Annotated in this window: 24 protein-coding genes, 1 tRNA gene and 1 pseudogene; 11 read left to right on the top strand and 15 right to left on the bottom strand. The window is 70.6% G+C overall.

Annotated features, from left to right (window positions below):
• Positions 1-152 precede the first annotated feature (152 nt).
• Positions 153-377: a DUF3073 domain-containing protein gene (locus AYX06_RS06785; RefSeq protein ID WP_062735120.1), complete on the top strand. Its 225-nt coding sequence runs from the start codon at positions 153-155 to the stop codon at positions 375-377.
• A 183-nt stretch (positions 378-560) separates the two neighbouring features.
• On the opposite strand, the gene purM is transcribed toward AYX06_RS06785, so the two are convergent.
• The 6 genes from purM to AYX06_RS06755 all read right to left on the bottom strand — a co-directional run bounded on the left by purM (position 561) and on the right by AYX06_RS06755 (position 5,721).
• Positions 561-1,721, bottom strand: a complete 1,161-nt coding sequence (purM, locus tag AYX06_RS06780) for a phosphoribosylformylglycinamidine cyclo-ligase (protein WP_062735119.1) — start codon at positions 1,719-1,721, stop codon at positions 561-563.
• 2 nt (positions 1,722-1,723) lie between these two features.
• A complete protein-coding gene (gene purF / locus AYX06_RS06775) occupies positions 1,724-3,493 on the bottom strand; it encodes an amidophosphoribosyltransferase (RefSeq protein ID WP_062735118.1) in 1,770 nt (589 codons plus the stop codon).
• A 15-nt stretch (positions 3,494-3,508) separates the two neighbouring features.
• Positions 3,509-3,949: a hypothetical protein gene (locus AYX06_RS06770; RefSeq protein WP_147017471.1), complete on the bottom strand. Its 441-nt coding sequence runs from the start codon at positions 3,947-3,949 to the stop codon at positions 3,509-3,511.
• Positions 3,950-3,959: 10 nt separating this feature from the next.
• On the bottom strand, positions 3,960-4,325 hold the full coding sequence (locus AYX06_RS06765) for a sterol carrier family protein (RefSeq protein WP_062735116.1): 366 nt from the start codon (positions 4,323-4,325) through the stop codon (positions 3,960-3,962).
• A 4-nt stretch (positions 4,326-4,329) separates the two neighbouring features.
• Positions 4,330-5,361 (bottom strand): asparaginase, encoded by a 1,032-nt coding sequence (locus AYX06_RS06760; RefSeq protein WP_062735115.1) that lies wholly within the window; start codon positions 5,359-5,361, stop codon positions 4,330-4,332.
• Between the two features lie 66 nt (positions 5,362-5,427).
• Positions 5,428-5,721 (bottom strand): hypothetical protein, encoded by a 294-nt coding sequence (locus AYX06_RS06755; RefSeq protein ID WP_062735114.1) that lies wholly within the window; start codon positions 5,719-5,721, stop codon positions 5,428-5,430.
• A gap of 168 nt (positions 5,722-5,889) precedes the next feature.
• Here AYX06_RS06755 and purD point away from each other — a divergent pair, with 168 nt between their 5' ends.
• Both purD and AYX06_RS06745 read left to right on the top strand, forming a co-directional pair.
• A complete protein-coding gene (purD, locus tag AYX06_RS06750; protein WP_062735113.1) occupies positions 5,890-7,212 on the top strand; it encodes a phosphoribosylamine--glycine ligase in 1,323 nt (440 codons plus the stop codon).
• Positions 7,209-8,189, top strand: a complete 981-nt coding sequence (locus tag AYX06_RS06745; protein WP_062735112.1) for a phosphoribosylaminoimidazolesuccinocarboxamide synthase — start codon at positions 7,209-7,211, stop codon at positions 8,187-8,189. The genes purD and AYX06_RS06745 overlap by 4 nt, the downstream gene beginning before the upstream one ends.
• A gap of 21 nt (positions 8,190-8,210) precedes the next feature.
• On the opposite strand, the gene AYX06_RS06740 is transcribed toward AYX06_RS06745, so the two are convergent.
• From AYX06_RS06740 to AYX06_RS20720, 3 genes are all read right to left on the bottom strand, one after another.
• The gene (locus AYX06_RS06740) at positions 8,211-8,567 is read right to left on the bottom strand and encodes an MGMT family protein (RefSeq protein ID WP_062735111.1); all 357 of its coding nucleotides are present in this window, start codon (positions 8,565-8,567) and stop codon (positions 8,211-8,213) included.
• A 60-nt stretch (positions 8,568-8,627) separates the two neighbouring features.
• Positions 8,628-9,323: a sensor histidine kinase gene (locus tag AYX06_RS20180; RefSeq protein ID WP_062735110.1), complete on the bottom strand. Its 696-nt coding sequence runs from the start codon at positions 9,321-9,323 to the stop codon at positions 8,628-8,630.
• Positions 9,324-9,890: 567 nt separating this feature from the next.
• A complete protein-coding gene (locus AYX06_RS20720; protein WP_261775394.1) occupies positions 9,891-10,022 on the bottom strand; it encodes a hypothetical protein in 132 nt (43 codons plus the stop codon).
• A gap of 219 nt (positions 10,023-10,241) precedes the next feature.
• Between AYX06_RS20720 and AYX06_RS06730 the strand changes: the two genes are divergently transcribed.
• A complete protein-coding gene (locus tag AYX06_RS06730; RefSeq protein ID WP_084271738.1) occupies positions 10,242-10,922 on the top strand; it encodes a response regulator transcription factor in 681 nt (226 codons plus the stop codon).
• 385 nt (positions 10,923-11,307) lie between these two features.
• Here AYX06_RS06730 and AYX06_RS20425 read toward each other — a convergent pair whose 3' ends face one another.
• The 3 genes from AYX06_RS20425 to AYX06_RS06720 all read right to left on the bottom strand — a co-directional run bounded on the left by AYX06_RS20425 (position 11,308) and on the right by AYX06_RS06720 (position 13,783).
• Positions 11,308-11,769 (bottom strand): FadR/GntR family transcriptional regulator, encoded by a 462-nt coding sequence (locus AYX06_RS20425; RefSeq protein ID WP_232319412.1) that lies wholly within the window; start codon positions 11,767-11,769, stop codon positions 11,308-11,310.
• A 15-nt stretch (positions 11,770-11,784) separates the two neighbouring features.
• Positions 11,785-12,036, bottom strand: a complete 252-nt coding sequence (locus tag AYX06_RS20420) for a FadR/GntR family transcriptional regulator (protein ID WP_232319411.1) — start codon at positions 12,034-12,036, stop codon at positions 11,785-11,787.
• 94 nt (positions 12,037-12,130) lie between these two features.
• Complete coding sequence (locus AYX06_RS06720) at positions 12,131-13,783, bottom strand: L-lactate permease (RefSeq protein ID WP_371860058.1); 1,653 nt, start codon at positions 13,781-13,783, stop codon at positions 12,131-12,133.
• 263 nt (positions 13,784-14,046) lie between these two features.
• Here AYX06_RS06720 and AYX06_RS06715 point away from each other — a divergent pair, with 263 nt between their 5' ends.
• From AYX06_RS06715 to AYX06_RS06705, 3 genes are read left to right on the top strand one after another with little or no spacing between them, the layout of a single operon-like run.
• On the top strand, positions 14,047-14,919 hold the full coding sequence (locus AYX06_RS06715; protein ID WP_062735108.1) for a (Fe-S)-binding protein: 873 nt from the start codon (positions 14,047-14,049) through the stop codon (positions 14,917-14,919).
• Entirely contained in the window at positions 14,916-16,505 is a 1,590-nt protein-coding gene (locus AYX06_RS06710; protein WP_062735107.1) for a lactate utilization protein B, read from the top strand. Before AYX06_RS06715 ends, AYX06_RS06710 begins: the two co-directional genes overlap by 4 nt.
• Positions 16,502-17,146: a LutC/YkgG family protein gene (locus AYX06_RS06705; RefSeq protein WP_062735106.1), complete on the top strand. Its 645-nt coding sequence runs from the start codon at positions 16,502-16,504 to the stop codon at positions 17,144-17,146. Before AYX06_RS06710 ends, AYX06_RS06705 begins: the two co-directional genes overlap by 4 nt.
• Positions 17,147-17,291: 145 nt before the next feature.
• Here the strand turns inward: AYX06_RS06705 and AYX06_RS06700 are convergent, their stop codons facing one another.
• Positions 17,292-18,107, bottom strand: coding sequence for a VOC family protein (locus tag AYX06_RS06700; protein ID WP_062735105.1), 816 nt, complete (start codon positions 18,105-18,107; stop codon positions 17,292-17,294).
• Between the two features lie 196 nt (positions 18,108-18,303).
• On the opposite strand from AYX06_RS06700, the gene AYX06_RS06695 reads away from it, so the two are divergent.
• The 3 genes and pseudogenes from AYX06_RS06695 to AYX06_RS20925 form a co-directional block, all read left to right on the top strand.
• Positions 18,304-19,314, top strand: a complete 1,011-nt coding sequence (locus AYX06_RS06695; protein ID WP_062735104.1) for an IS481 family transposase — start codon at positions 18,304-18,306, stop codon at positions 19,312-19,314.
• A gap of 277 nt (positions 19,315-19,591) precedes the next feature.
• Complete coding sequence (locus AYX06_RS06685) at positions 19,592-20,236, top strand: ImmA/IrrE family metallo-endopeptidase (RefSeq protein ID WP_062735102.1); 645 nt, start codon at positions 19,592-19,594, stop codon at positions 20,234-20,236.
• Between the two features lie 2 nt (positions 20,237-20,238).
• Positions 20,239-21,330: pseudogene (locus tag AYX06_RS20925) on the top strand (recombinase family protein); the annotation flags it as partial.
• 18 nt (positions 21,331-21,348) lie between these two features.
• Here the strand turns inward: AYX06_RS20925 and AYX06_RS06675 are convergent.
• Both AYX06_RS06675 and AYX06_RS06670 read right to left on the bottom strand, forming a co-directional pair.
• The gene (locus AYX06_RS06675) at positions 21,349-21,753 is read right to left on the bottom strand and encodes a hypothetical protein (protein WP_062735100.1); all 405 of its coding nucleotides are present in this window, start codon (positions 21,751-21,753) and stop codon (positions 21,349-21,351) included.
• A 247-nt stretch (positions 21,754-22,000) separates the two neighbouring features.
• A tRNA-Pro gene (locus tag AYX06_RS06670) sits at positions 22,001-22,077 on the bottom strand.
• Between the two features lie 373 nt (positions 22,078-22,450).
• Here AYX06_RS06670 and AYX06_RS06665 point away from each other — a divergent pair.
• The gene (locus AYX06_RS06665; protein ID WP_232319410.1) at positions 22,451-23,554 is read left to right on the top strand and encodes a M28 family peptidase; all 1,104 of its coding nucleotides are present in this window, start codon (positions 22,451-22,453) and stop codon (positions 23,552-23,554) included.
• The last annotated feature ends 110 nt before the right edge of the window (positions 23,555-23,664 follow it).

Here is a 23,664-nt window from a genome sequence, read left to right as displayed (position 1 = left end):
TCCCGACAGTCCACCGTGCACGCGGCGGAGCGGGCGCAAGGGACCGGCAAACCATGTACCCTGGTCTCACGAACCATTCATACGACATTTCCGGGGCCGTACTCTGTGCCTGAGTGCCGCCGTCCGGACCAAGAGACAGAGGGGGTCACGCCATGGGGCGCGGCCGTCAAAAGGCGAAGGCGACACGGCAGGCGCGGGAGATGAAGTACTTCAGCCCGCAGACCGACCTCACGGCACTCCAGCGGGAGCTGCGCGGCAGCGAGCAGATGCCGCCGCTGCGGGAGCCGGTCGAGGAGACCGTCGAGGAGGACGAGGACGACTACTCGGCCTACGTCGACAAGTACGCCGACGACTACGACGAGGACTACCGCCGGTAAACGCCGGAAGCTCCGCTCGTCTCAACAGAATCACGCAACAGGTGCCCGTCCAGGACGAGCACCTTCTTTGCGTTCCCGGACCACCCCGGACCACCCCGGGAGGAGCTCCCGGAACTTCTCGTCGAGCAGCAGGACCGCCCGGGCTTCCGCTCGGGCGGTCCTGCTGCGTGCTGCGGAGCCCGCTCAGCCGGCGTAGGCGCTGACCATGCGCACCGCGCCGCCGTCCACGCCCTTGGCGCCCTGCACCCAGTCGGGGCCGTCGTGCTCGGCGGCGGGGTCGATCTCGGCCACGGTGCCCATGACCCACGCGCTCAGCCCGCGGGCGGCGAGGTGGGCGACGGCGTCCTCGGCCACGGCCGGGTCGACGATCGCGACCATCCCCACGCCCAGGTTGAGGGTCCGCTCGAGGTCGGGCAGCGGGACGTTGCCGAGCTGGCTGATCAGCTGGAAGACCGCGGGCAGCTCCCAGGTGGAGCGGTCCACGGTCGCCTCGAGGCCGGCGGGCAGCACCCGGGCGAGGTTCGCGGCGAGCCCGCCGCCGGTGACGTGGCTGAAGCCGCGCACGCCGTGGCCGGTGGTGCGGTCCGGGCCGTTGACGGGGAAGGCGGCCGCGAGGTCCAGGACGTCGGCGGCGTACACGCGGGTGGGCTCGAGCAGCTCCTCGCCCAGGGTCCGGCCGAGCTCGCTGACCTGCCGGTCCAGGGACCAGCCGGCCACGTTGATGACCTTGCGCACCAGGGAGTAGCCGTTGGAGTGCAGCCCGGAGGAGGCCATGCCGATGACCACGTCCCCGGCGCGCACCCGGTCCGGGCCCAGCAGCTCGTCGGCCTCGACCACGCCGGTGGCCGCCCCCGCCACGTCGTACTCGTCCGGGCGCAGCAGTCCCGGGTGCTCGGCGGTCTCCCCGCCCACCAGCGCGGTGCCCGCCTGCTCGCAGGCGGCGGCGATGCCGCGCACGATGTCGGCGATCCGCTCGGGCACCACCCGTCCCGTGGCGATGTAGTCGGTCATGAACAGGGGCTTGGCGCCCACCACCACGATGTCGTCGACGACCATGCCCACCAGGTCGAAGCCGATCGTATCGTGCACGTCGAGGGTCTGGGCGATCGCGACCTTCGTGCCGACGCCGTCGGTGGAGGTCGCGAGGTAGGGCTTGCGGTAGCCCGTCAGCTCGGAGACGTCGAACAGGCCCGCGAATCCTCCGACCCCGCCGATCACGTTCGGGGTGTGCGTGGCCTTGACCGCGCTCTTCATGAGCTCGACGGCGCGGTCGCCGGCCTCGACGTCCACGCCCGCGCTGGCGTAGGTGACGGTGCGGTTCGTGGAGGAGGGGTGCTGGGCCATGGTCAGGCGTCCTTCGCGGTCTCGGGCTGGGTGGCGGGCTGGGCGGCAGAGGGGGTCCCGGGCCCGGCCGGCACCCGGTCCTCGGGCAGCAGCAGGTCCTCGAGGTCGGAGTCCGGCCCCGGGTCGCAGCCCGTGGAGCCCTCCTGCACGCCCGGGTCCTGGTCGGAGATGCGGGTGCGCCCGGCCGCCCGGCGGGACAGGCCGTCGTCGGAGGAGGGCCGGGTGTCGATGGAGACGGCGGAGGCGTGCTCGGGCCGCTGGGCCACGGACGGCCCGCCCGGCTCCCGCCGGGGCGAGGAGTCCACCGGCGTGCGGGCCTCGAAGACGTTCTTGCCCAGCTTGTCCGCGTCCGGCAGGCGGGTGGGGTACGTCCCGGAGAAGCAGGCCGTGCACAGCTCGGCACGCTCCTGCCGGGTGGCCGAGACCATGCCGTCCTCGGAGATGTAGCCGAGGGAGTCCGCGCCCAGGGACGCCCGGATCTCCTCGACCCCCAGGCCGTTGGCGATCAGCTCCGCGCGCGAGGCGAAGTCGATGCCGTAGAAGCACGGCCACTTGATGGGCGGGGAGGAGATCCGCACGTGGATCTCCGCGGCCCCGGCCTCGCGCAGCATCCGGATGAGCGCGCGCTGGGTGTTGCCGCGCACGATCGAGTCGTCGATGACGACCAGGCGCTTGCCCGCCACCACCGACTTCAGCGGGTTGAGCTTGAGCCGGATCCCCAGCTGGCGGATGGTGTCCGAGGGCTGGATGAAGGTCCGGCCCACGTAGGCGTTCTTGACCAGGCCGTTGCCGAAGGGGATCCCGGACTCCTCGGCGTAGCCGATGGCGGCGGGGGTCCCGGACTCGGGGGTCGGCATGACCAGATCGGCCTCGACCCGGTGCTCCCGGGCCAGCCGGCGGCCCATCTCCACGCGGGACTCGTACACGGAGCGGCCGTTGATGGTGGTGTCCGGGCGGGCCAGGTACACGTACTCGAAGACGCACGCCGCACGGCGGGTCTCGGCGAAGCGCTGCGAGCGCAGGCCGTGCTCGTCGATGGCCACGAACTCGCCGGGCTCGATCTCCCGGACCAGGGAGGCACCCACGATGTCCAGGGCCGCGGTCTCCGAGGCGACCACCCAGCCCCGGTCCAGCCGGCCGAGGACCAGCGGGCGGATGCCCTGCGGGTCGCGGGCCGCGTAGAGGGTGTGCTCGTCCATGAACGCCAGGCAGAAGGAGCCCACGAGCTGGGGGAGCAGCTGCATGGCGGCGTCCTCGAGGGAGCCGTGCGGGTGCTCGGCCAGCAGCGCGGTGACCAGGGCGGTGTCCGTGGTGTTGCCCTGCGCCATCTCGCCGCGCGAGGGGAAGCCGGACTTGTCGATGAGGTTGTCGTAGAGCTCGGCCGAGTTGGTGAGGTTGCCGTTGTGCGCCAGTGCCACGGTCCCGTGCGGGGTGGCACCCAGGGTGGGCTGCGCGTTGGCCCAGTGGGAGCCGCCCGTGGTGGAGTACCGGCAGTGGCCCACGGCCAGGTGCCCGGTGAGGGTGTTGAGGGTCGTCTCGTCGAAGACCTGGGAGACCAGGCCCATGTCCTTGTAGACGGCGATGCGCTCCCCGTCGCTGGCGGCGATGCCGGCCGACTCCTGGCCGCGGTGCTGCAGCGCGTAGAGGCCGTAGTAGGCCAGCTTCGCGACCTCCTCCCCGGGGGCCCACACGCCGAACACGCCGCACGCGTCCTGGGGGCCCTTCTCTCCGGGGAGCAGGTCGTGGCTGAGTTGTCCGTCAGGGTGAACCACGTCGATCAGCTTCTCTCACGCTCGGGGGTCGGTGGGCCGCGGATCCTCGGCCTCCGGGTCCGCGGCTTCCGGGGCCGCGTCCTGCGGGGCCGCGGGGTCGTCCTCGCCCACGACCTCGGTCGTCACCGCCCGCGCGCGGGCCACCGACAGGCGGTCCAGCATGAGGGCCACGACCGCCCCGGCGGCCAGGCCGACGACGGCGAAGACCGAGACCATGAACATGACCACGGCTCCCTGGGTGAACTGGGCGCTCTCCCCGCCGGCCAGGCCGACCAGCACGCCCACGACGACGCCGACGACACCGCCGAGCACCACGAACGCCCAGATGTTGGGCGCGCGGCGCAGCGTCATCTGCTGGCTGCCGGCCGCGGCGAGCGGCACGGCCGTGGGCCGGCGGCGCCGGCGCGGCCACTTCCGCGCGGGCGGGCGCGAGGAGGGGGATGGTGCGGAGGTCATGCCCTCAAGGCTACCGGGGAAAGAGGGGGAGGGCGTCCGCCAGATCGGTCCGTGTGCCCGAGGCCACAACCGCACCCGCGGCCACGGCCTCGGGCCAGGACAGGGCACCGGTGACCAGGCCCAGCCAGGTGCCGGCGTCGGTCTCGACGACGTTGGGCGGGGTGCCGCGGGTGTGCCGGGGCCCGGCCACGCACTGGGTCACGCCGAAGGGCGGGACCCGCACCTCCACGCTGTTGCCGGGACGCCGCTCCGCCAGCTCCTCGAGGCTGTAGCGCACGGCCGTGGCCACGGTGGGCCGGGCGGCGGCGGCCGGGTCCGCACGCCAGGCGTCCAGGGCGAGGACCCCGTCCGCGGGGTCGATGCGCCGGCGGGCCACGGCGCTACTCCTGCCCGAGCGCCCGGGCCAGGTCCGGGCCCAGAAGCTCCAGGAGCGGGTCCGCCGCCCGGATCCGGCCCACCGGGCGGGCGGCGCCCATGATCGGGCGCACCACCCGGCCGATCACCGCGGCGGCAGCCGGGACGGGCACGGCCCCGGCGTGGGCCAGCAGGCTCAGCCCGATGAGCGCGTTGGCGCGGGAGCTGCCGTCGAGCACCTTGAGCGCCACCGACCAGCCGGCCCGGGTGCCGATCGCGAGCACGCCCTCGGCCCCCAGCTTGGCCACGACGTCGAGCTCCTCCATGACCACGGTGTTGTACCTGCCGGGCCCGTGCACGAACTCGGGGTAGTCGAGCATGCACTGGGCCACCGTGGCGGCCCGGGCGTCGGCGTCGAGGTTGCCCGCGGCGCGGCCGAGGGTCGAGTAGGCGCGGGCGAGGCCGGTGAGCGAGATCGCCGCCAGGGGCGCCCCGCAGCCGTCCACGCCGACGTGGGCGACGCGCTCGCCGGAGAACTCCTCGACGGTCTCGAGCACGGTCCGCTGCAGCGGGTGCTCCGGGTCCAGGTAGCTGTCCGTGGGCCAGTCGTTCTCGGTGCACGCCCACAGGAACGCGGCGTGCTTGCCGGAGCAGTTCATGCAGATCCGGGTCTTCCCCCGCCCCGCCCGCAGGAGCTCCGCACGGACCTCCTCGTCCTCGGGCCAGTCCGGCGGGCACTGCAGCGCCTCCTCGGTCAGCCCGGAGGCCTCGAGGATGGAGCTGACGGCGCCCAGCTGCTCGAAGGAGCCGATGTGGGAGGCCGAGGCGATGGCCACCTGGGCGCCGCGCAGCGGGACCCCGGCCTTCATCGAGGCGATCGTCTGGAACGGCTTGAGCGTGGAGCGGGGGAAGATCGGGGTGCCGATGTCGCCCAGCGCCACGGCCACGTTCCCGTCCGGGTCCAGGACCGCGGCGGAGCCGCGGTGGCGGGACTCGACGAAGCCGCTGCGCTCGATCACCGCGAGGTCCACGGCACGGTCCGAGGTGAAGGTCTGCATCCGCCCAGTATGTCAGCCGGGACGGGCGCGCCCGGGCCGCTCCGGGACGGCCCCGGCGCGCCGGGGTCAGTTGTCGGTGCCGGCCTCGGCGTCGGTGTCCGCCCCGGTGCCCGCGCCGCCGGCGTCACCGCCCGCATTGCCCTCGGGCGAGGTGCCCTCGGCGCCCGTGTCGGTGGTGGCGTCGTCGCCCATGCCGGTCTGCCCGGTGGTGGGCGCGGTCGTCGCCTCCTCCATCGGCGCGGTGGTGGTCTCCGCGGGGGCCTCCGGGGTCTCCTCCGTCTCGGTGTTGTCGCAGCCGGCCAGGAAGAGGCCGAGGGCCGCGGCGGCGGATGCTGCGGTGAGTCGTCTCTGCGTGCTCATGCCTCCACGGTAGGACTGCGATCCGGCTCACCAGGGGGATGTCCGAGGAAGTCGCCACCGTGCGGAAACTGTGAGACAAACATCAGGTCACTTACCTATACTGGAGGGTCGGCTTGCGCCGGCGGCGACGATGTGTCAGAAGCCGCCGCCGACCACTAGCCTGAGGGCGTGAAGGTTCTGGTACTGGGCCCCGGAGGCCGCGAACACGCAATCATCCGCGCACTGCTGGCAGATCCCGAGGTCGCGCAGGTGCACTGCGCGCCGGGCAACGCAGGCATCGCGCAGCTCGTCCCGGTCCACGCCGTGGACGCCGACGACCCTGCGGCGGCCACGGCCCTCGCCCGCGAGCTCGCCGCCGACCTAGTCGTGATCGGCCCCGAAGCGCCCCTGGTCGCTGGCGTGGCCGACGCCCTGCGCGCGGCGGGCTTCCCCGTCTTCGGCCCCTCGCAGGCCGCGGCACGGCTCGAGGGCTCGAAGGCCTTCGCCAAGGAGGTCATGGCCGCGGCCGGTGTGCCCACCGCGATGGCCCGGGTGGCCACCACCGAGGAGGAGGCCGCCGACGCCCTCGACACCTTCGGCGCCCCCTACGTCGTCAAGGACGACGGGCTCGCCGCCGGCAAGGGCGTGGTCGTCACCTCCGACCGCGCGGCAGCCCTCGAGCACGCCGCCGCCTGCTTCGCGGCGGGCGGGTCCGTGGTGGTCGAGGAGTTCCTCGACGGCCCCGAGGTGTCCCTGTTCGTGCTCACCGACGGCTCCCGGGTGATCCCGCTGAGCCCGGCCCAGGACTTCAAGCGGATCCGTGACGACGACGAGGGCCCCAACACCGGCGGGATGGGCGCCTACACGCCGCTGCCGTGGCTGCCGGAGGGCTTCGTGGACGAGGTCGTGGAGCGGGTGGCCCGCCCCACGGTCGACGAGATGCGCCGCCGGGGCACGCCCTTCGTGGGCGTGCTGTACTGCGGGCTGGCCATGACCAGCCGCGGACTGCGCGTGATCGAGTTCAACGCCCGCTTCGGCGACCCGGAGACGCAGGCCGTGCTGGCCCGGCTCGCCACCCCGCTCGGCCGGCTGCTGCTCGACGCCGCGGCCGGCCGGCTCGACGAGGCCGAGCGGCTGCGCTGGCGCCCGGAGTCGGCCGTCGCCGTCGTCGTCGCCGCGCAGGACTACCCGGACACCCCCCGCCGGGGCGATCCGATCGGCGGGCTGGAGCAGGCCGAGGCGCTCGAGGGCGTGCACGTGGTCCACGCCGGCACCGCGGTGGCCGGCGAGGGCCAGCACGCCGGGCGGACCGTCTCCGCCGGCGGGCGCGTGCTCGCCGTCGTCGCCCTCGGCGCGGACCTGGAGGCCGCCCGCGAGCGCGCCTACCGCGGGGTGGAGCTGGTCGAGCTGGAAGGCTCCCAGCACCGCACCGACATCGCCCTGAAGGCCGCCCGGGGCCTGATCACGGTCCCCAGCGTCTCCGACCCCCGTCCCCGGCAGGAGCAGGCATGAGCGAGCAGAGCACCGTCACCACCCCACCGCAGATCCCCGGGTGGACCCACATCTACTCGGGCAAGGTCCGGGAGCTCTACGTCCCCGAGGAGTCGCAGCTGCGGGCCACGGGGGTGGCGATCCACGACAACGCCGAGTACCGGGCGGGCTCCGTCCTGGTGGTGGCCACGGACCGGATCAGCGCGTTCGACGAGGTCGTCCCCACGCTGATCCCGGACAAGGGCAAGATCCTCACGCAGCTGTCCCTGTGGTGGTTCGAGCAGCTCGCCGAAGTGCCCAACCACGTGCTCACCACCGACGTGCCCGAGTCCGTCCGGGGCCGCGCCGTGGTCTGCAAGAACCTCTCGATGTTCCCGGTCGAGTGCATCGCCCGCGGCTACCTGACGGGCTCGGGGCTCAAGGACTACCGGGAGACCGGGGAGGTCTGCGGGATCCGGCTGCCCGAGGGGCTCGTGGACGGCTCCCGGCTGGCCGAGCCGATCTTCACCCCGACCGGCAAGGCGGAGGTGGGCGAGCACGACCTGCCCATCACGTTCCAGGAGATGGCCGACGTGGTGGGCCGCGCCGTGGCCGACCGGCTGCGCGAGCTCACGCTGACGATCTACGGCGCCGCCGAGGAGATCGCCCGCGAGCGCGGGATCATCGTGGCGGACACCAAGGTCGAGTTCGGGCTGGACTCCTACCGCGGCGCCATCACCCTGGGCGACGAGGTGCTCACCCCCGACTCCTCCCGCTTCTGGGACGCGGAGACCTACGCGCCGGGGAAGGCCCAGCCGTCCTTCGACAAGCAGTACGTGCGGGACTGGCTGCGCTCGGACGAGTCCGGGTGGACGGGGACGGGCCCGGTGCCGCAGCTGCCGGACGACGTCGTGGAGAAGACCCGGGCCCGCTACGTCGAGGCGTTCGAGCGGCTCACCGGCCGATCCTTCGACCCGCAGGGCGGCTTCTTCGAGGTGGCCGGGCCGCCGGAGTACTGAGCCGGCTCGGGCGCCCGGGGCTCAGTCGCTCGGGGCTCGGTCGCTCGGGGCCTCCGGGGTCCACAGTGCGCGGGCCATGTCCACGCGCACCAGGTGCCGCTCGTCCTCGAGCAGGGGCGTGCCCTCCTCCCGGTACCGCTCCCGGGCCTCGGCCTGGAGGTGGTCGGCCAGGGTGCCCTGCGCGGTCACCACCCGCCACCACGGCAGCCGGGCTCCGGTGGGGTTGCGGGCCATGAGCGTGCCGACCACGCGCGGGGAGCGGCACTCGGCCAACTCCGCCACGTCCTTGTAGGACAGCACCCGGCCCGGGGGAATGGCGACGACGACGTCGGCCACCCGCCGTGCCAGCCGGTGCTGCGCGGGCGGGGGCCCGGTCACAGCGCCTCCCTCAAGGGGACACCGTCAGAGGGGCGCCGTCCGTCACGGGGACGCCGTCCGTCACAGGGCCTCCCTGCCGTCCACGGGCAGGCAGACGTCGAGCACCCACTGCCCGCCCTCGGGCCCGCTCTCGGCGTGGCCGCCCAGCAGCGAGACGCGCTCGGTGATCCCGCGCAGGCCGAGCCCCGAGGACAGCTCGGAGGACCGGCCTGCCGCGTGCGGGGACGAGCGGGGGAGCGGGTTCGTGACGCGCAGCTTCAGCTCGTGGTCGTCGGTCGCCACGGAGATCAGGCAGCGGGACCCCCGCGGGGCGTACTTGATGATGTTGGTGACGGCCTCCTGCAGGATGCGGGCCGCCGTGCCGCGCACGGTCGTGGGCGTGGCCTCCAGGTCCCCGGTGAGCTCCACCTGGGGGTCGAAGCGCAGGTCCCGCAGGCTCGCCGCGAGGGAGGTGACCACCTGGTCCAGGCTGCCGATGGCCAGGCCCGCGCCCGTCACGTCGCGCGGGTGGTCGCCGTCGTTCTCGTCCCGCAGCAGCCGCAGCAGCACCCGCAGCTCGTGCAGGGCCGAGCGTGCCGCGCCCTCCACGGTCTCCAGGACCTGGTGCAGCTCCCCGACGTCCTCGGAGCGTCGCCGGCTCATGGTCTGCATGGTGATGAGCGTGAGCTCGTGGGCGACCACGTCGTGCAGGTCCCGGGCCAGGGCCTGCCGCTCGTCCTCCCGGAGCCGCTCGTTGAGGATCTCGAGGTCCCGCACACGCTGTTCGGCATGCCGTCGTTGTGCGCGGAAATAGCGTATGGCTCCCCCGATAAGAGCGGAGGCGACAAGAGCGTTGACCGTCGACCAGAAGAGTGAGAAGTCGAAGCTTCCGTAGATCGCCGAAATGGTGACTGCCCACAGGAGATAGATCCCGAGGTGCGTGGCAATGAAGGACTGTGTTGCCGTTGCGACGACCGCGATCGTCACGACGCACACGGCAAAGATCGCTGATCCGTAGTAGTCCGCGAGGATGGAGGTCACGAGACACGGGATCGAAAATGCCGAAGCCCATGTCGACCGCAGGGCAACGAGAGCGATGACTGCTGACGACAGGACGCCGTCCACGGTTCGCATGAAGTCCGTGGTCGGGTCTCCGGTCAGATGCGTCACCAGATGTCGTAGCTGGTCGAGCATCACCATCAACCCATAAAGAACAAGCACCACGGACAGCCACCGAGGTACGGGCTCGGCTTGGAAGAAGGTCTTCTTCCACGCTGTCCGTGGTGCCTGGACCACGGGGGAAATCAGATCAGTCACATCTCGAACATACAGTTATGTGCGGTTTCATCGGCAGAAGACGGGGAACCAGCCGCATACGACGTAACCCGGCGCGGCGTTGGCGGGGGCGACGGGGGCGACGACCAGAGTGGTGGCGACGAGAGTAGCGGCGAGGGCGCTGGTGATCTTCTTCTTCACGGGGGGCTCCTTGGATCACGAGAGCAGCACCGGATCGGGGGGATGCGGCCGGGATGGGGGGAGAGATGTCCCAGCTGCGAGGGGGGTGTGCTGCTCTGGTAACTACAACTTTGCCAACGTTAACAGGCGGGGTCCATCTACCTTTGTCCAGAGTGTTTGTGACTTAAGTCGAAGATGACGCATTGCACTTTGGGGGACAGGAAAAAATAGACTGTGCGGGTGACTGATACCAGAGTTCTCGTCGTGGACGACCAGCCGCTGATGCTGGAGGCCCTGAAGTCCTTCTTCTCCGCCGAGCCGGGGTTCGACGTCATCGGGACGGCGTCCAACGGGCGTGAGGCCGTCGACCGCTGCCTGGTATCCGATCCCGACGTGGTGCTCATGGACATGAAGATGCCCGTGATGGACGGCATCGAGGCCACCCGGGAGATCACCTCCCGCAGCCCCCGCTCCAAGGTGCTGGCTCTCACCACGTTCTCCACCCTGGAGTTCGTGGTGCCGGCCCTGCGCGCCGGCGCCGCCGGCTACCTGGTCAAGGACGCCCGGCCGGACGAGATCATCACGGCGGTGAACCAGGTCCTCGACAACGAGATCGCGCTCTCGCCGGCCATAGCCCGGGCCCTGGCGGACAACGTCATCTCCGTGCCGGACCAGCAGCAGACGCGCTCGGCGGACGACGCCCTGCGCTCGCTGCTGACGGACCGGGAGATGGAGACCGTGACGCTGCTGGCCCAGGGGCTCAGCAACCGGGAGATCGCCGAGCAGATGCACGTCTCCGAGGGCAGCGTGAAGGCCTACCTCGGCCGGGTGTGCGAGAAGTTCGGCGTGCGCGACCGCGTGCAGGCGCTCATCAAGGCGTACCAGAGCGGTCTCGTGGATCCCCAGCTGCGCGACCTCTGAGCCGCCGCCCGGTCCTCGGGGCCCTGTCCCGGCCGGAAGTCCAGCCGCAATGTAGACGAAAGTGTATTCATCTGCATGTGCAGATCCGGCAGAATCGTCAGTGCGAGCAGAGAAAAGAAGTCGGTGGACGAGCGAGAGACGTCCCCACGGTGCACGGCCCGTCCCCCCATGAGGCCCTGCACCCGACCGGATGGTCCACCGACCTGCTCACGGTAGGGGGCCGCCCCGGGATAGTCCCCCCTGGACCGGGATGCGGCCGTGCAAGGCTTGGATCACCTTGCACCCCCAACGGCCGATGGCCCCCTACCGTGCAACATCGCTGACGAGCGCAACGGCCCCACCGGTTCCGGTGGGGCCGTTCTCGTGTCCCCGGCCGGGGAGGCGGTCAGTCCCGTCCGCCCTCGCGGGCGCGGCTGTGGCCGAAGAACCAGGTGATGTGCTCCCGCAGGGCGGCCGCGGCGTCCTGACCCCGTCGCTCCTGGAAGGCCCGCAGGATCTCGTGGTGCTGCCGCTGGAGCGTGCGGCGCACCTGCGGCCAGTCCTCGAGTCCCGCCACCGTCTCCTGGACGTAGCCGATCGTGGCCTGGCGCAGCGAGGACATGACGGTCTCCACCACCACGTTGCCCGCCAGCGAGGAGAGCAGGACGTGGTACGCGGCGTCGTGGGCGTGGAACTGCTCGTCCGGCAGCTGCGGGTCGTCCATGGCCGCCACGAGCTCGGCCGCGTGCTCGAGCGCCGCCGCCCGCTCGGGGGTCTCCGGGGCGGTGGCCGCCTCCAGCGCCGACTGCGTCTCGAGCAGCAGCCGGGTCTGCACCAGGTCCCGCACCGGCAGCGACCGGGTGGCCACGTGCAGGCGGAGGGCTCAGCCGAGGGCGGCCGAGGGCTCCGAGATGACGACCGCGCCGGCGGCCGGGCCCGAGCCGGTCGAGGACCGGACGAGGCCCATGGCGTCGAGGATGCGGATCGCCTCCCGCACCGAGGCGCGGGAGATGCCGAACTCCTCGGCGAGCTGGCGCTCCCCGGGCAGCTTGTCGCCCACCGAGATCTCCCCGGAGCGCAGGCGTTCCTCGAGCCAGTCGAGGACGACGGTGTACATGCGCGAGGCCGTGGGCACGGGCTGCTCCTGACGTTGGGCGGGATGCGCTCCAGTCTAGGGAACGGACGAGGCCCCGCCGGATCCGGGATCCGACGGGGCCTCGCGGGGACGCTCAGGAGGTGGGCACCATCCAGGCCAGCACGTTGGACTGCAGGAACACCAGGGTGCACAGCAGGAGCAGCAGGCCCAGCGACCACCAGATGACGGAGCGGAAGATCGCGGACTCCTTGCCCTCCATGCCCACGGCGGTCGCGGCGATGGCGAGGGACTGCGGGGAGATCATCTTGCCGACCACGCCGCCGGAGGTGTTCGCGGCGGTCATCAGGTGCGGGTCCAGCCCGGTGCCCTCGGCGGCGGTCTTCTGCAGGTTGGAGAACAGCGCGTTGGCGGAGGTGTCCGAGCCGGTGACGGCGGTGCCGAGCCAGCCGAGCACGGGGGAGAAGAAGGCGAAGGCCGCGCCGATGCCGGCCACCCACGTGCCGATGGAGATGGTCTGCCCGGAGGTGTTCATCACGTAGGCCAGCGAGAGCACGCTCATGATCGTCAGGGCGGAGAAGCGCATCTTCCAGAACGAGCGTCCGATCTCGACCACCGCGTCGCCGACCGACAGCCGGAAGCGGCCGCCGGCGGTGAACACCGAGTAGATGACCGCCACGAGCAGGCCCGTGAGCAGCAGCAGCGTGCCGGGGCTGGAGAGCCACTGCAGCTTGTAGACCGTGCTGCTGAGCGGCTCGCCCTCGGCGTCGACCAGGCGCCCGTCCAGGCCGGGCCAGGGGATCGACACGTCGGTGCCGGCCAGCGCGGCCGGCACGTCCGCGCCGAGGGTCCACAGCTTGGCGACCCCGAACACGGCCACCACCAGGACGTAGGGCAGCACGGCCATCCACACGCGGGCCGGGGTCAGGCCCTCGGGCGCCGGGGGCTTGTCCACGCCGAGGCGGGCGCGGACGCCGTCGGCGCCCCTCGGCCGCCAGAAGCGCAGGAGGACCACGGCGGCGGCCAGGCCCACGAGGGACGCGACCACGTCGGTGAGCTCGTAGGAGAAGAACGTGGCGGTCCACCACTGGGCGACGGCGAAGCAGACGCCGATCACCAGGGCGGCGAGCCAGGCCTCCCGGAGCCCGCGGACGCCGTCGATGATGAACAGCAGGATGAAGGGCACGAGCACCGCGAAGAACGGCGCCTGGTGGCCGACGACCGCGCCGATCCGGGCGGGGTCCAGGCCGGTGAGCACACCGGCGGTGGTGATCGGGATGGCGATCGCGCCGAAGGCCACCGGGGCGGTGTTGGCGATCAGCACCACGGTGGCCGTCTTCAGCGGTTTGAGCCCCAGCGCCAGGATCATCGTGGCCGTGATCGCCACGGGGGCGCCGAAGCCGGCGAGGGCCTCCAGCAGGCCGCCGAAGCAGAAGGCGATGAGCACCGCCTGGATGCGCAGGTCCCCGCCGCCGATGGTGTCGAAGATCGTGCGCAGGTCCTCGAAGCGCCCGCTGAGCACCGTGACCTGGTAGAACCACAGGGCCATGACCACAATCCACACGATCGGGAACAGGCCGTAGACCGCCCCCTGCGTCGCCGAGAGCAGGGCCAGTCCCAAGGGCATCCCGAAGGCCAGGACGGCGACGACGATCGCGGCCAGCAGGGCCGTGGCCCCCGAGACGTGGGCGCGCGCCTTCACGCCCAGGAGCATGACGAAGAAGGTGAGCAGCGGGACGGTGCCGACCAGGGCCGAGAGCGCGACGCTCCCGCCGACGGCGTCGGTCATCGAGGTGAAGGTGGTCACGCGATCTCCGGGGGGACGAGGGCGGGCGGGGCGGGGGGTACCCGTGGACACGACCGCCTATGGTCGGACCACAGCGGCACGACCACGAACAGTACATGTCCCACGTCACACGCCCAAGCCGGACACGGGTCCGGCAGGGGGAGGCCGGAGGGCGATTGTGTGACCGTCCTCACCGGTCTAGCATGGTCAGACCACAGGCGGCGGCGCGTCGTCGCCCCCCGTTTCCCGCACCGTCCGGAGGCCGCATGAGAATCGCACTGTTCGCCACGTGCATCGTGGACGCGATGTACCCGAAGGTCGCACTGGCCACCGTGCGGGTGCTCGAGCGGCTCGGCCACGAGGTGGTGTTCCCGCCCGGGCAGGGCTGCTGCTCCCAGATGCACGTCAACAGCGGCTACTTGGACGACGCCCTGCCGGTGGTCCGCAACCACGTGCACGCCTTCTCCGCCGCCGACTACGACGTGGCCGTGGCCCCTTCCGGCTCCTGCGTGGCCTCCCTGGGGCACCAGCAGCCCATGGTCGCCCGCGCCGGCGGCGACGAGGACCTGGCCCGGCAGGCCGAGGCCGTCGCCGCGAACACCTACGAGCTCTCCCAGCTGCTCACGGACGTGCTCGGCGTGACCGACGCGGCCGCCCAGCTCGGCTCCTGGTTCCCGCACACGGTGACCTACCACCCCTCCTGCCACGGGATGCGCCTGCTGCGCCTGGGCGACCGGCAGCGGGACCTCATCGCCTCGGTCGCCGACCTCGAGCTCGTGCCGCTGCCCGACGCCGAGGAGTGCTGCGGGTTCGGCGGCACCTTCTCCTTCAAGGTCCCCGAGGTCTCCGCGGCGATGGCCGAGGAGAAGATCGACAACATCGTCGCCACCGGCGCCCAGCTGTGCACCGGGGGCGACGCCTCCTGCCTCATGCACCTGGGCGGGGCCATGGCCCGCCGGGACACCGGCGTGACCACGGTGCACTTCGCCGAGATCCTCGCCTCCACCCGGGGGAACCCGCTGGAGGTCTCCGGGCCGGTGGAGCTGTCCATCCCGTCCCCGAAGGCGCGCCGCGCGGCGCCGTCGTCGCGCCCGTCCGCCACGTCCGTGCCGTCCGCCACCCGAGGAGGTGCCCGGTGAGCCGCACCGCCCTGGGAATGCCCGCCGTCCGTCCCGTGCACGGGCAGGGGAACCTGCACGCGTCCACCGCGTTCCCCGCCGCCGCCAAGGCGGAGATGGGCAACGCGCAGATGCGCGCCAACATCCGGCACGCCACCCACACCATCCGCGGCAAGCGCGCGCGGGTGGCGGGTGAGCTGCCGGACTGGCAGGAGCTGCGCAGCGCCGGCTCCGCGATCAAGGAGCGCGTCATGGCGCACCTGCCGGAGCTGCTCGAGGAGTTCGAGCGCAACGTCACCGCCCGCGGGGCCACCGTGCACTGGGCCCGCGACGCCGCCGAGGCCAACCGGATCGTCACCGAACTCGTGCAGGCCACCGGCTCCACCGACGTCATCAAGATCAAGTCCATGGCCACGCAGGAGATCGGCCTCGACCAGCACCTGTCCGCGGCCGGGATCGAGGCCACCGAGACCGACCTCGCCGAGCTCATCGTCCAGCTGGGCCACGACAAGCCCTCCCACATCCTCGTCCCGGCCATCCACAAGAACCGGCACGAGATCCGCGACATCTTCCTCCAGGAGATGCCCGAGACCGACGAGACCCTGACCGCGGAGCCCCGCGACCTCGCCGAGGCGGCCCGGTCCCACCTGCGGGAGAAGTTCCTCTCCACCTCGGTGGCGATCTCCGGGGCCAACTTCGGCGTGGCCGAGACCGGGACGCTGACCGTGGTGGAGTCCGAGGGCAACGGGCGCATGTGCCTGACCCTGCCCGAGACCCTGATCACCGTGATGGGCATCGAGAAGATCGTGCCCACCTTCCAGGACCTCGAGGTCTTCCTGCAGCTGCTCCCGCGCTCCTCCACCGGGGAGCGGATGAACCCCTACACCTCCCTGTGGACCGGCGTCACCCCCGGGGACGGGCCGCAGGACGTGCACGTGGTGCTGCTGGACAACGGCCGCTCCGCGGTGCTCTCCGACCCGCAGGGGCGCTCGGCGCTGCACTGCATCCGCTGCTCGGCGTGCCTGAACGTCTGCCCGGTCTACGAGCAGACCGGCGGCCACGCCTACGGCTCCACCTACCCGGGGCCCATCGGCGCGATCCTCTCCCCGCAGCTCACCGGCATCACCTCCGAGCAGAACGCCTCGCTGCCCTACGCGTCCTCGCTGTGCGGGGCCTGCTACGACGTGTGCCCCGTGAAGATCAACATCCCGGAGATCCTCGTGCACCTGCGCGACGAGGACGTGCGCACCCGCCACGGCGAACGGCCCGACGACGGGGCCGCCGCCGGGGCGCCGTCCCGGCGCGGGCCGCAGGTCCCGTCCCAGATGGACCTGATGATGAAGGGGGCGTCCTTCGTGATGTCCTCGGGCACCCGGATGGCGCTCGCCGAGAAGGGCCTGCCGCTGGGGCGGGCCGTGGCCGGGCGGGACCGGGCCATCTCCTGGCTGCCCGGCGTGGTGGGCGGCTGGACCGAGCAGCGGGACATCCCCGCTCCGCCGAGGGAGTCCTTCCGCAACTGGTGGGCCAAGCACGGCGACGAGACCGCGCAGCGGCTGCGGCAGGACGGGGTCCCGGGTACTGCGGCCGACGAGGAGGGGACCGCATGAGCACCGACGCGAAGACCGAGATCCTGGCCCGCATCCGCGGTGCGCTGGGCGACGCCCCGGCCGCCCCGGAGGTCGAGCGCACCTACCGGAGGGCCTCCGGGCGGGCGCGCGCGGAGGTCGTCGACATGCTCGAGGACCGGCTCGTCGACTACAAGGCCACCGTGCACCGGGAGACGCCCGAGTCCCTGCCGGGCCGGATCGCCGCGCTGCTGGGTGCGCCCTCCCGCTACGTGGTGCCCGAGGGCCTGGACCGCTCGTGGCTGCCGGAGGAGACCGGCATGCGGCGGGCGATCGTGGACCCCAACGACGCCCGGGCCGCCTCGGCCCTCGGGGTGCGAGAGCTCAACGCGGTGGACGCCGTGATCACCTCCTCCACGGTCTCCTGCGCCGAGACCGGCACGATCTTCCTGACCGGCCGCGCCGACGAGGGCCGGCGGGCGATCAGCCTGGTCCCGGACCACCACATCTGCGTGGTGGCCCTGGACTCGGTGGTGGAGCTGGTCCCGGAGGCGCTGGCCCGGGTCGAGCCGACCGCTCCGGTCACGATGATCTCCGGGCCGTCGGCGACCTCGGACATCGAGCTCGAGCGGGTCGAGGGCGTGCACGGGCCCCGGCGGCTGGACGTGGTACTGCTCGGCTGACCGTGCCAGGGCTCGCCGCCGACCTGCCCGACTGGCTGCGCTGGGGGCCGGAGGAGAGCTGCACCGAGCCCGGCTCCTGAGCCGGGCACCGCTCCTGCGCCGGGCTCAGGAACCGGGCTCGGTGTAGGCCCGCCCGCTACATCGACTACATCGACGCGGACGGCGTCATGATCACGAAGGTCTCACCGTCCGGACCGGTCGCCACGGCCATCCGCCCGTACTCGAAGTCGGACGGCTCCGCGGTGATCGAGCCCCCGGCGCGGCGGACGCGCTCCGCGGCGGCGTCCACGTCCTCGACCTGGAACGCGACGCCCCACCCCGGCTGGGCGCCGTCCGCATTGGGGTCCGGCCCGCCGATCCCGCCGGCGGGCCGCTCGCCGCCCGGCACGCTGAACATGGCGTAGGGCATGGAGTCGTCGCCGATGTCCTGGTACCGGTAGTCGAACACGCTTCCGTAGAAGTTCCGGGCCGTCCCCGGATCATCGGTCATGAGATCGCACCAGGCCACGGTGCCGGGCTCGTCGACGCGGCGGAAGCCGGTGTGCTCCTTGGCCTGCCACATCCCGAAGGTGGAGCCCGTGGGATCGACCCACATCCCCATGGACCCGAAGGGGCCGACCTCCATGGGCTCGTAGACCGGTGTGGCCCCGGCCTCCGCGGCCTTCGCGGCGTGGGCGGCGATGTCGTCGGTGGCGAGGTAGACCGACCACACGTGCGGGGCGTTCTCCATGCCCTCCATGGTGGGAGAGAGCCCGGCCACGGGGTCACCGTCCCCGTCGCCGCTGGTGCTGCCGCTGCCGTCCAGCATGGCGTTGCAGTAGCCGCCGTACTCGGGCTGGGACGCGGAGTACGTCCAGCCGAGGACGTCTCGGTAGAAGGCCTGGGTGCGCTCCAGGTCGGAGGCCATCAGGTCCACCCAGCAGGGCGTGCCGGCGGGCCAGGGATTCGTGTGCGTGCTCATGACGATCGTCCTTCGCAGAACCGATGGATGGTGTGCGCCGGAGATCCGCACCGGCCGGTGTGACCTCCGACACTGCCCATGCTAGGTGTTGCGGGGCATGAGGTTCTTGGCGCGGGTGCGGCGCTGAGATGAGGAACGGGCTCCTCGCTTCAGGATGGAAGTTCCTACACCAACATCCGCGCGAGAGAGCCCGTTCATGACCCACCGTAATGCACCCCTGACCCCCACCGGCCGGCTGCGCATGGTCCACCGTCACCTCCACGACGGCATCCCGAAAGCCCATGTGGCGACCGAGTTCCGGGTCAGCCGTCCCACGGTGGCCACCTGGGTGGCCCGCTACCTCGCAGCGGGTGAGGCGGGGTTGGTCGATCATCCCTCGACTCCGCGGCGCAGCCCTCAGCGCACCCCTGCGGCGGTCGTGGAGCTCATCGAGTCCCTGCGCCGGGACCGGAAGTGGTCGGCCCGGCGCATCCACCGCCACCTGCTGGATCTGGGGCACCGCCTGCACCTGCGCACCGTGGGCCGCTGGCTGTCCCGGCTGGGCATCTCTCGGCTGCGCGACCTCACTCCGGACGGGGACGACCTGCGGCGCCCGCCGCGGCGGATCCGTGCGGGGTGGCCAGGGCACATGGTGCACCTGGACGTGAAGAAGGTCGGACGGATCCCCGACGGCGGCGGCTGGCGGGCCCACGGCCGTGGCAGCGCTGCTGCCAAGCAGTCCAAGCGTGGTCCCGGGGCGAAGGTCGGCTACACCTACCTGCACTCGGCCGTGGACGGGTTCTCAAGGCTGGCCTATACCGAGGCCCTCGAGGACGAGCGGGCGACCACCACGATCGGGTTCTTCTGCCGGGCGAGGGTGTTCTTCGCCGCCCACGGCATCGACCGGCTGCATCGGGTGGTCACCGACAACGGCGCCAACTACCGGGCGAAAGACTTCACCCGCACGGTGGAGGTCCTCGCCTCCCGGCATCAGCGGATCCGCCCGTACACCCCGCGCCACAACGGGAAGGTGGAGCGGTTCAACCGGCTGCTCGCCGACGAAGTCCTCTACGCCCGCCCCTACGCCAGCGAGCAGGCCCGCCGGGACGCGATCGGGGTGTGGGTCAACCACTTCAACTACCATCGGCCCCACACCGCCTGTGGTGATCAGCCCCCGGTCTCACGCACCCCGGCCCGTGCCAATAACGTCATGCCCTCTTACAACTAGAAGCGGGACAAATCAGCAATCCTCAGGCCAGCAACCTTGTCGCCATCGCTGATGTGCTCAGCGTGACCGTAGGTGACCTCATGGGTGACTCCACACGCCGTACCGCAGCAGGTCTTCCGACTCTCGCTCCATACCTCCGTACCAAGTACAAAGATCTGCCCGAAGACGCACTTCAGGAGATCGAATCCCACTTCAATGACCTCGCAGCCCGCCACGGCATTGCGCCGAGTAGTGGTCCTGCGCCTCACGAAGATGAACAATAAAAGAAAGGAATGCTATGACAAATACATCACTCGTACCGCGCAGCGTGTTGGCGACTCTGCGCGGACTCATACCAAGCCGCCAAGTTCACGAATTTTATGAGGCAAAGAAAATTGCTGAACTCCAGGCCACTCGTCTTCTCGAACTTCACCACATCACTACCGGCCCCGTGCCGGTCGAGCTGATCGGTGAGCTTCCAAAGATCCACATCGAGCTCAGCGACATGCCAGTGTCCGGTGCCAGCTTCTGGGACAGCCGAGCCTGCCAATGGGTCATCCAGCTCAACAGATACGAGGGTCCGCGACGCCAACGCTTCACGCTGGCCCATGAGTACAAGCACATCATCGATCACGGTCGCTCCAGTGGCCTGTATAGCGGCACAGCCATAAACACGCCCGCGGAGCAAGCAGAACAGGCGGCGGACTACTTCGCCGGATGCCTCTTGGTACCCAAAGTGCTGCTCAAACGTGCCTACTACGGCGGTATGCAACAAGTGGCGGACTTGGCTCGGCACTTCGACGTATCCGAAGCCGCCATCACTTGCCGCCTCAGTCAGACCGGCATCGTGACGCGGTCCGACCGGTTTCGATCCGACCGTCGTGCTTTCCCAGGCACATTCCGCTACCGCATGAAGCCCGAACTACAGCTCCAGGGAGTTTGATCATGAAACCGACCATGCCGTCCGCCACCGTCTCGGTTCCTCGAAAGGCTGTCCTGTACCTACGTGTATCCAGTAAGCGCCAGACTGAGACGGCGTTCGATATCGACAAGGACGGCAATTCGATCGCCACCCAGCGTGACATCTGCCAACAGAAGGCCGACTCGCTTGAGGCCGAGGTCGTCCAGGAATTCGTCGAGCCGGGAGTGTCCGCTCAGACCATCGAAAAGCGCCCCGTGTTCCGGAGCATGCTCGCGTACCTGCAGGAGAACCCGGACGTCGACTACGTGATCGTCTATGCACGCTCACGCGCGTTCCGATATTTCGTCGACGCTGCCATCACACGTCGTCATCTCGACAAGCTCGACGTCCGGTTGCTGTCCGCCCGCGAGGATTTCGGGGAGGGCACGTACGCCGAGGCCATGGAAGCTGTCACCGACATCATGAACCAAGTCCAGAACCAGCTCAGCGGTGAGGACATCAAAATCGAGATGCGGAATAAGGCCATCAACGGCGGCACGCTCGGTAAGGCACGGCTCGGCTACTTGAATGTTCGCATCGACGTCGAAGGTCGGATGGTCAACAGCATCGCCCTCGACGAGAAACGAGCTTCGCTCGTGCTCAAAGCTTGGGAACTTTACGCCTCCGGAAGCTACACGATCGACCGGCTCGAAGCGACGATGGCGGATCTTGGCCTCACCACACGTCAGACCGCCAGGAAACCCGAGAGCCCTGTCTCTGCTAGTCAGCTGCACCGCCTGTTGCAGGACCCGTATTACGTGGGACACGTGAAGTACCAAGGCCAGCTCTATCCCGGCCGACATGAGCCCATCGTGGGACAGGATCTCTTCGATCGAGTACAGGACGTCATGCGTAGTAGAAGCGGAGCCGGCTCACGCGATCGCGTACATCACCACTACCTCAAGGGCATGCTCTTCTGCGGGCGTTGCCATGACGCGGGACGCGAGTCGCGGATGGTCTACGTCGAGGCGAAGGGCCGAAGCGGCTCCATTCATGAGTACTACTTCTGTCGGGGCAAGCAAGACGGCTTCTGCGACCAGCGCTACCTTCCTGTCGACATCGTCGAAGACAAAGTGGCCGAAGCCTACGCCCAGCTACGGCTCGATCAAGACTTCGAGTCCGACATCTCTCAAAAGCTCCGGGAGAGCCTCGAAAACGAGCACGCTGACACGCGTGATTTCTTCGCTCGACTTCAGAACCAGCTGGCTGAGGTGGACGACAAGGAGCGTCGCCTGGTCACCTTGGCCGCCGAGGGGGTCCTGCCGATCGACAAGGTGCGCCAGCTCTCCAACGAGTACCGGATGCAAAGGGCTCGGATAGAGGAACAGCTGTCTACGACCAACGATCGGCTCGAGCTGGGCACGAAGGTGATCACTCAGGCGCTGGCGCAACTGGGAAGCCCTCGTCAAAGCTACGAGCGCACCACGGACCGTGTTCGCCGGCTGATGAACGAGGCCTTCTTCCGCCGGTTCTATGTGGACGAACATGGTCCGGCCCATGGTGTCCTCAACGATCCGTACGCGGACATTATGGCCGCCCAGACCGCCTTCCGGTCGTCCGTTGTGACCGAGATGGCGTCCGGACCAACGTCGACGCCATCGTCCCGCCAGACGCCGATTTCGGACGTCCAGACGCGTCCTGGCCGGACCGATGCGGACATGAGAAATGCCCCTGATCTCTCAGGGGCACCTCTGTCTGTCTCACTTGGGTCGATCTACTTGGACCATGGTTCAAGTAAAGCGACCTTGGTCGGGATGACAGGATTTGAACCTGCGACCTCGTCGTCCCGAACGACGCGCGCTACCAAGCTGCGCCACATCCCGTGAAGCGTCCGGCCTCGGCCGGAAACAACTGCTCCATCATAGCCATCCGGCCCCGCGCGTGGGAAATCGAGTTCTCGCGGCCGTGTTGCACCGGAGAACGAGATCGGCCCGCGGACCGTTGACCGGAGGCCCGGGCCGTGCTTGCCTGGGCGCAGAGCACCGTCGGTCGCGGCGGACGTCATGGGGGACGTCCGGTCCCGGCAGGCACGGCGCCATGTCGCGGGGGAGGGGCCGTGCGTCGACGAGCGTCCAGCAGAGGGCTCCTCCCGGTCGCGCGCTGGGGGTGGTCCTCTCGCTCGCGGCCGGTGTCCCTGCCACGGCCCTTCCGGCAGGGCCCGACGGCGCCGCCTCGACGGAGGAGATCACCCGGGCCGTGACCGCCGAGCAGCTGGCGGGCCACCTGCGGGCGTTCCAGGACGCCGCGGATGACCACGACGGCAACCGCGCCGTCGGCACCGCCGGCTACCGGGCGAGTGTCGACCACGTCGTCGAGCGTCTGCGCGCCGCCGGCTACGACCCCCGGGTGCAGGCCTTCACGGTCCCGTACGACGAGGACCACGGCGACTATCACGACGACCACCACGACGAGGAGACGGTCACGGAGCGCCGCGTGACCTACAACGTGCTGGCGGACACGCCCACGGGGGACCCGGACAGCACCGTGCTGGTCGGCGCGCACCTGGACAGCGTGCCCGAGAGCCCGGGTCTCAACGACAACGGCTCCGGTGCGGCGGGCGTCCTCGCCGTCGCCGAGGCCCTGGCCGGCACCGACACGCGGAACAGGGTGCGCTTCGCCTGGTGGGGCGCGGAGGAGGTGAACCTCAACGGCGCCGACCACTACGTCTCCGACCTCCGGGCCAACGACCCCGGGGCGTTCGACGACATCGCGCTGTACCTGAACCTCGACATGATCGGCTCCCCGAACTACGGGCGCTTCGTCTACGACGGCGACACGTCCGGGGGCGGCTGGCACGACGACTCCGTCGAGGCCCCGGCAGGGTCGGAGGCCATCGAGGCGGCGCTCGAGGGCTACTTCGAGTCCGTCGAGATGGCCGTCGAGGAGGTCCCGATCGACGACGGCAGCGACCACCTCGTGTTCGCGGAGGCCGGGATCCCCGTGGGCGGGCTCTTCACCGGCGACACCGGTGAGAAGACGCGGCAGCAGGCCGCTCGGTACGGCGGTGAGGCCGGCGAGGACTACGACCCCTGCTACCACTCCGCCTGCGACGACCTGGACAACGTCGACCTCCAGGTCCTGGAGGAGATGAGCGACGCCACGGCCGCGGTCGTCCTGGGCTTCGCGTCGTCCACGATCGACGACGGTGCGCGCCTCCGTCCCCCGGACGGGTGGCCGCGCCGCAGCGCGCTCGAAGAACTCGACCCGGTTCTCACGGGCCTCGTGGCCCTTGGGGTGCTCGTTGCGGCGACCGCCGCAGTGGCCGTCGCCGTGCGGCGCCGCGCCCGCGTACGCCGGTGAGTGCCGCCGGTCACACAGGTCTGGACGAAAGTCGTTGACCCACCGGTAACCCAGCTGTGAACATATGCAAATCCGCGTCATCCCCCGATGACTGTGAACCGCGTCATGGC

It is taken from the genome of Kocuria turfanensis (assembly GCF_001580365.1).
Classification (GTDB): domain Bacteria; phylum Actinomycetota; class Actinomycetes; order Actinomycetales; family Micrococcaceae; genus Kocuria; species Kocuria turfanensis.
This window is presented reverse-complemented; position numbering and strand designations above follow the sequence as displayed.

Excerpts from the sequence above, each read along its gene's own strand:
- AYX06_RS06785 (WP_062735120.1), top strand. The coding sequence starts at position 153 with ATGGGGCGCGGCCGTCAAAAGGCGAAGGCGACACGGCAGGCGCGGGAG.
- purM (WP_062735119.1), bottom strand. The coding sequence starts at position 1,721 with ATGGCCCAGCACCCCTCCTCCACGAACCGCACCGTCACCTACGCCAGC.
- AYX06_RS06770 (WP_147017471.1), bottom strand. The coding sequence starts at position 3,949 with ATGACCTCCGCACCATCCCCCTCCTCGCGCCCGCCCGCGCGGAAGTGG.
- AYX06_RS06760 (WP_062735115.1), bottom strand. The coding sequence starts at position 5,361 with ATGCAGACCTTCACCTCGGACCGTGCCGTGGACCTCGCGGTGATCGAG.
- AYX06_RS06755 (WP_062735114.1), bottom strand. The coding sequence starts at position 5,721 with ATGAGCACGCAGAGACGACTCACCGCAGCATCCGCCGCCGCGGCCCTC.
- AYX06_RS06745 (WP_062735112.1), top strand. The coding sequence starts at position 7,209 with ATGAGCGAGCAGAGCACCGTCACCACCCCACCGCAGATCCCCGGGTGG.
- AYX06_RS06720 (WP_371860058.1), bottom strand. The coding sequence starts at position 13,783 with ATGACCGACGCCGTCGGCGGGAGCGTCGCGCTCTCGGCCCTGGTCGGC.
- AYX06_RS06715 (WP_062735108.1), top strand. The coding sequence starts at position 14,047 with ATGAGAATCGCACTGTTCGCCACGTGCATCGTGGACGCGATGTACCCG.
- AYX06_RS06705 (WP_062735106.1), top strand. The coding sequence starts at position 16,502 with ATGAGCACCGACGCGAAGACCGAGATCCTGGCCCGCATCCGCGGTGCG.
- AYX06_RS06700 (WP_062735105.1), bottom strand. The coding sequence starts at position 18,107 with ATGAGCACGCACACGAATCCCTGGCCCGCCGGCACGCCCTGCTGGGTG.
- AYX06_RS06695 (WP_062735104.1), top strand. The coding sequence starts at position 18,304 with ATGACCCACCGTAATGCACCCCTGACCCCCACCGGCCGGCTGCGCATG.
- AYX06_RS06685 (WP_062735102.1), top strand. The coding sequence starts at position 19,592 with ATGACAAATACATCACTCGTACCGCGCAGCGTGTTGGCGACTCTGCGC.
- AYX06_RS06675 (WP_062735100.1), bottom strand. The coding sequence starts at position 21,753 with ATGGGCCGGACCATGTTCGTCCACATAGAACCGGCGGAAGAAGGCCTC.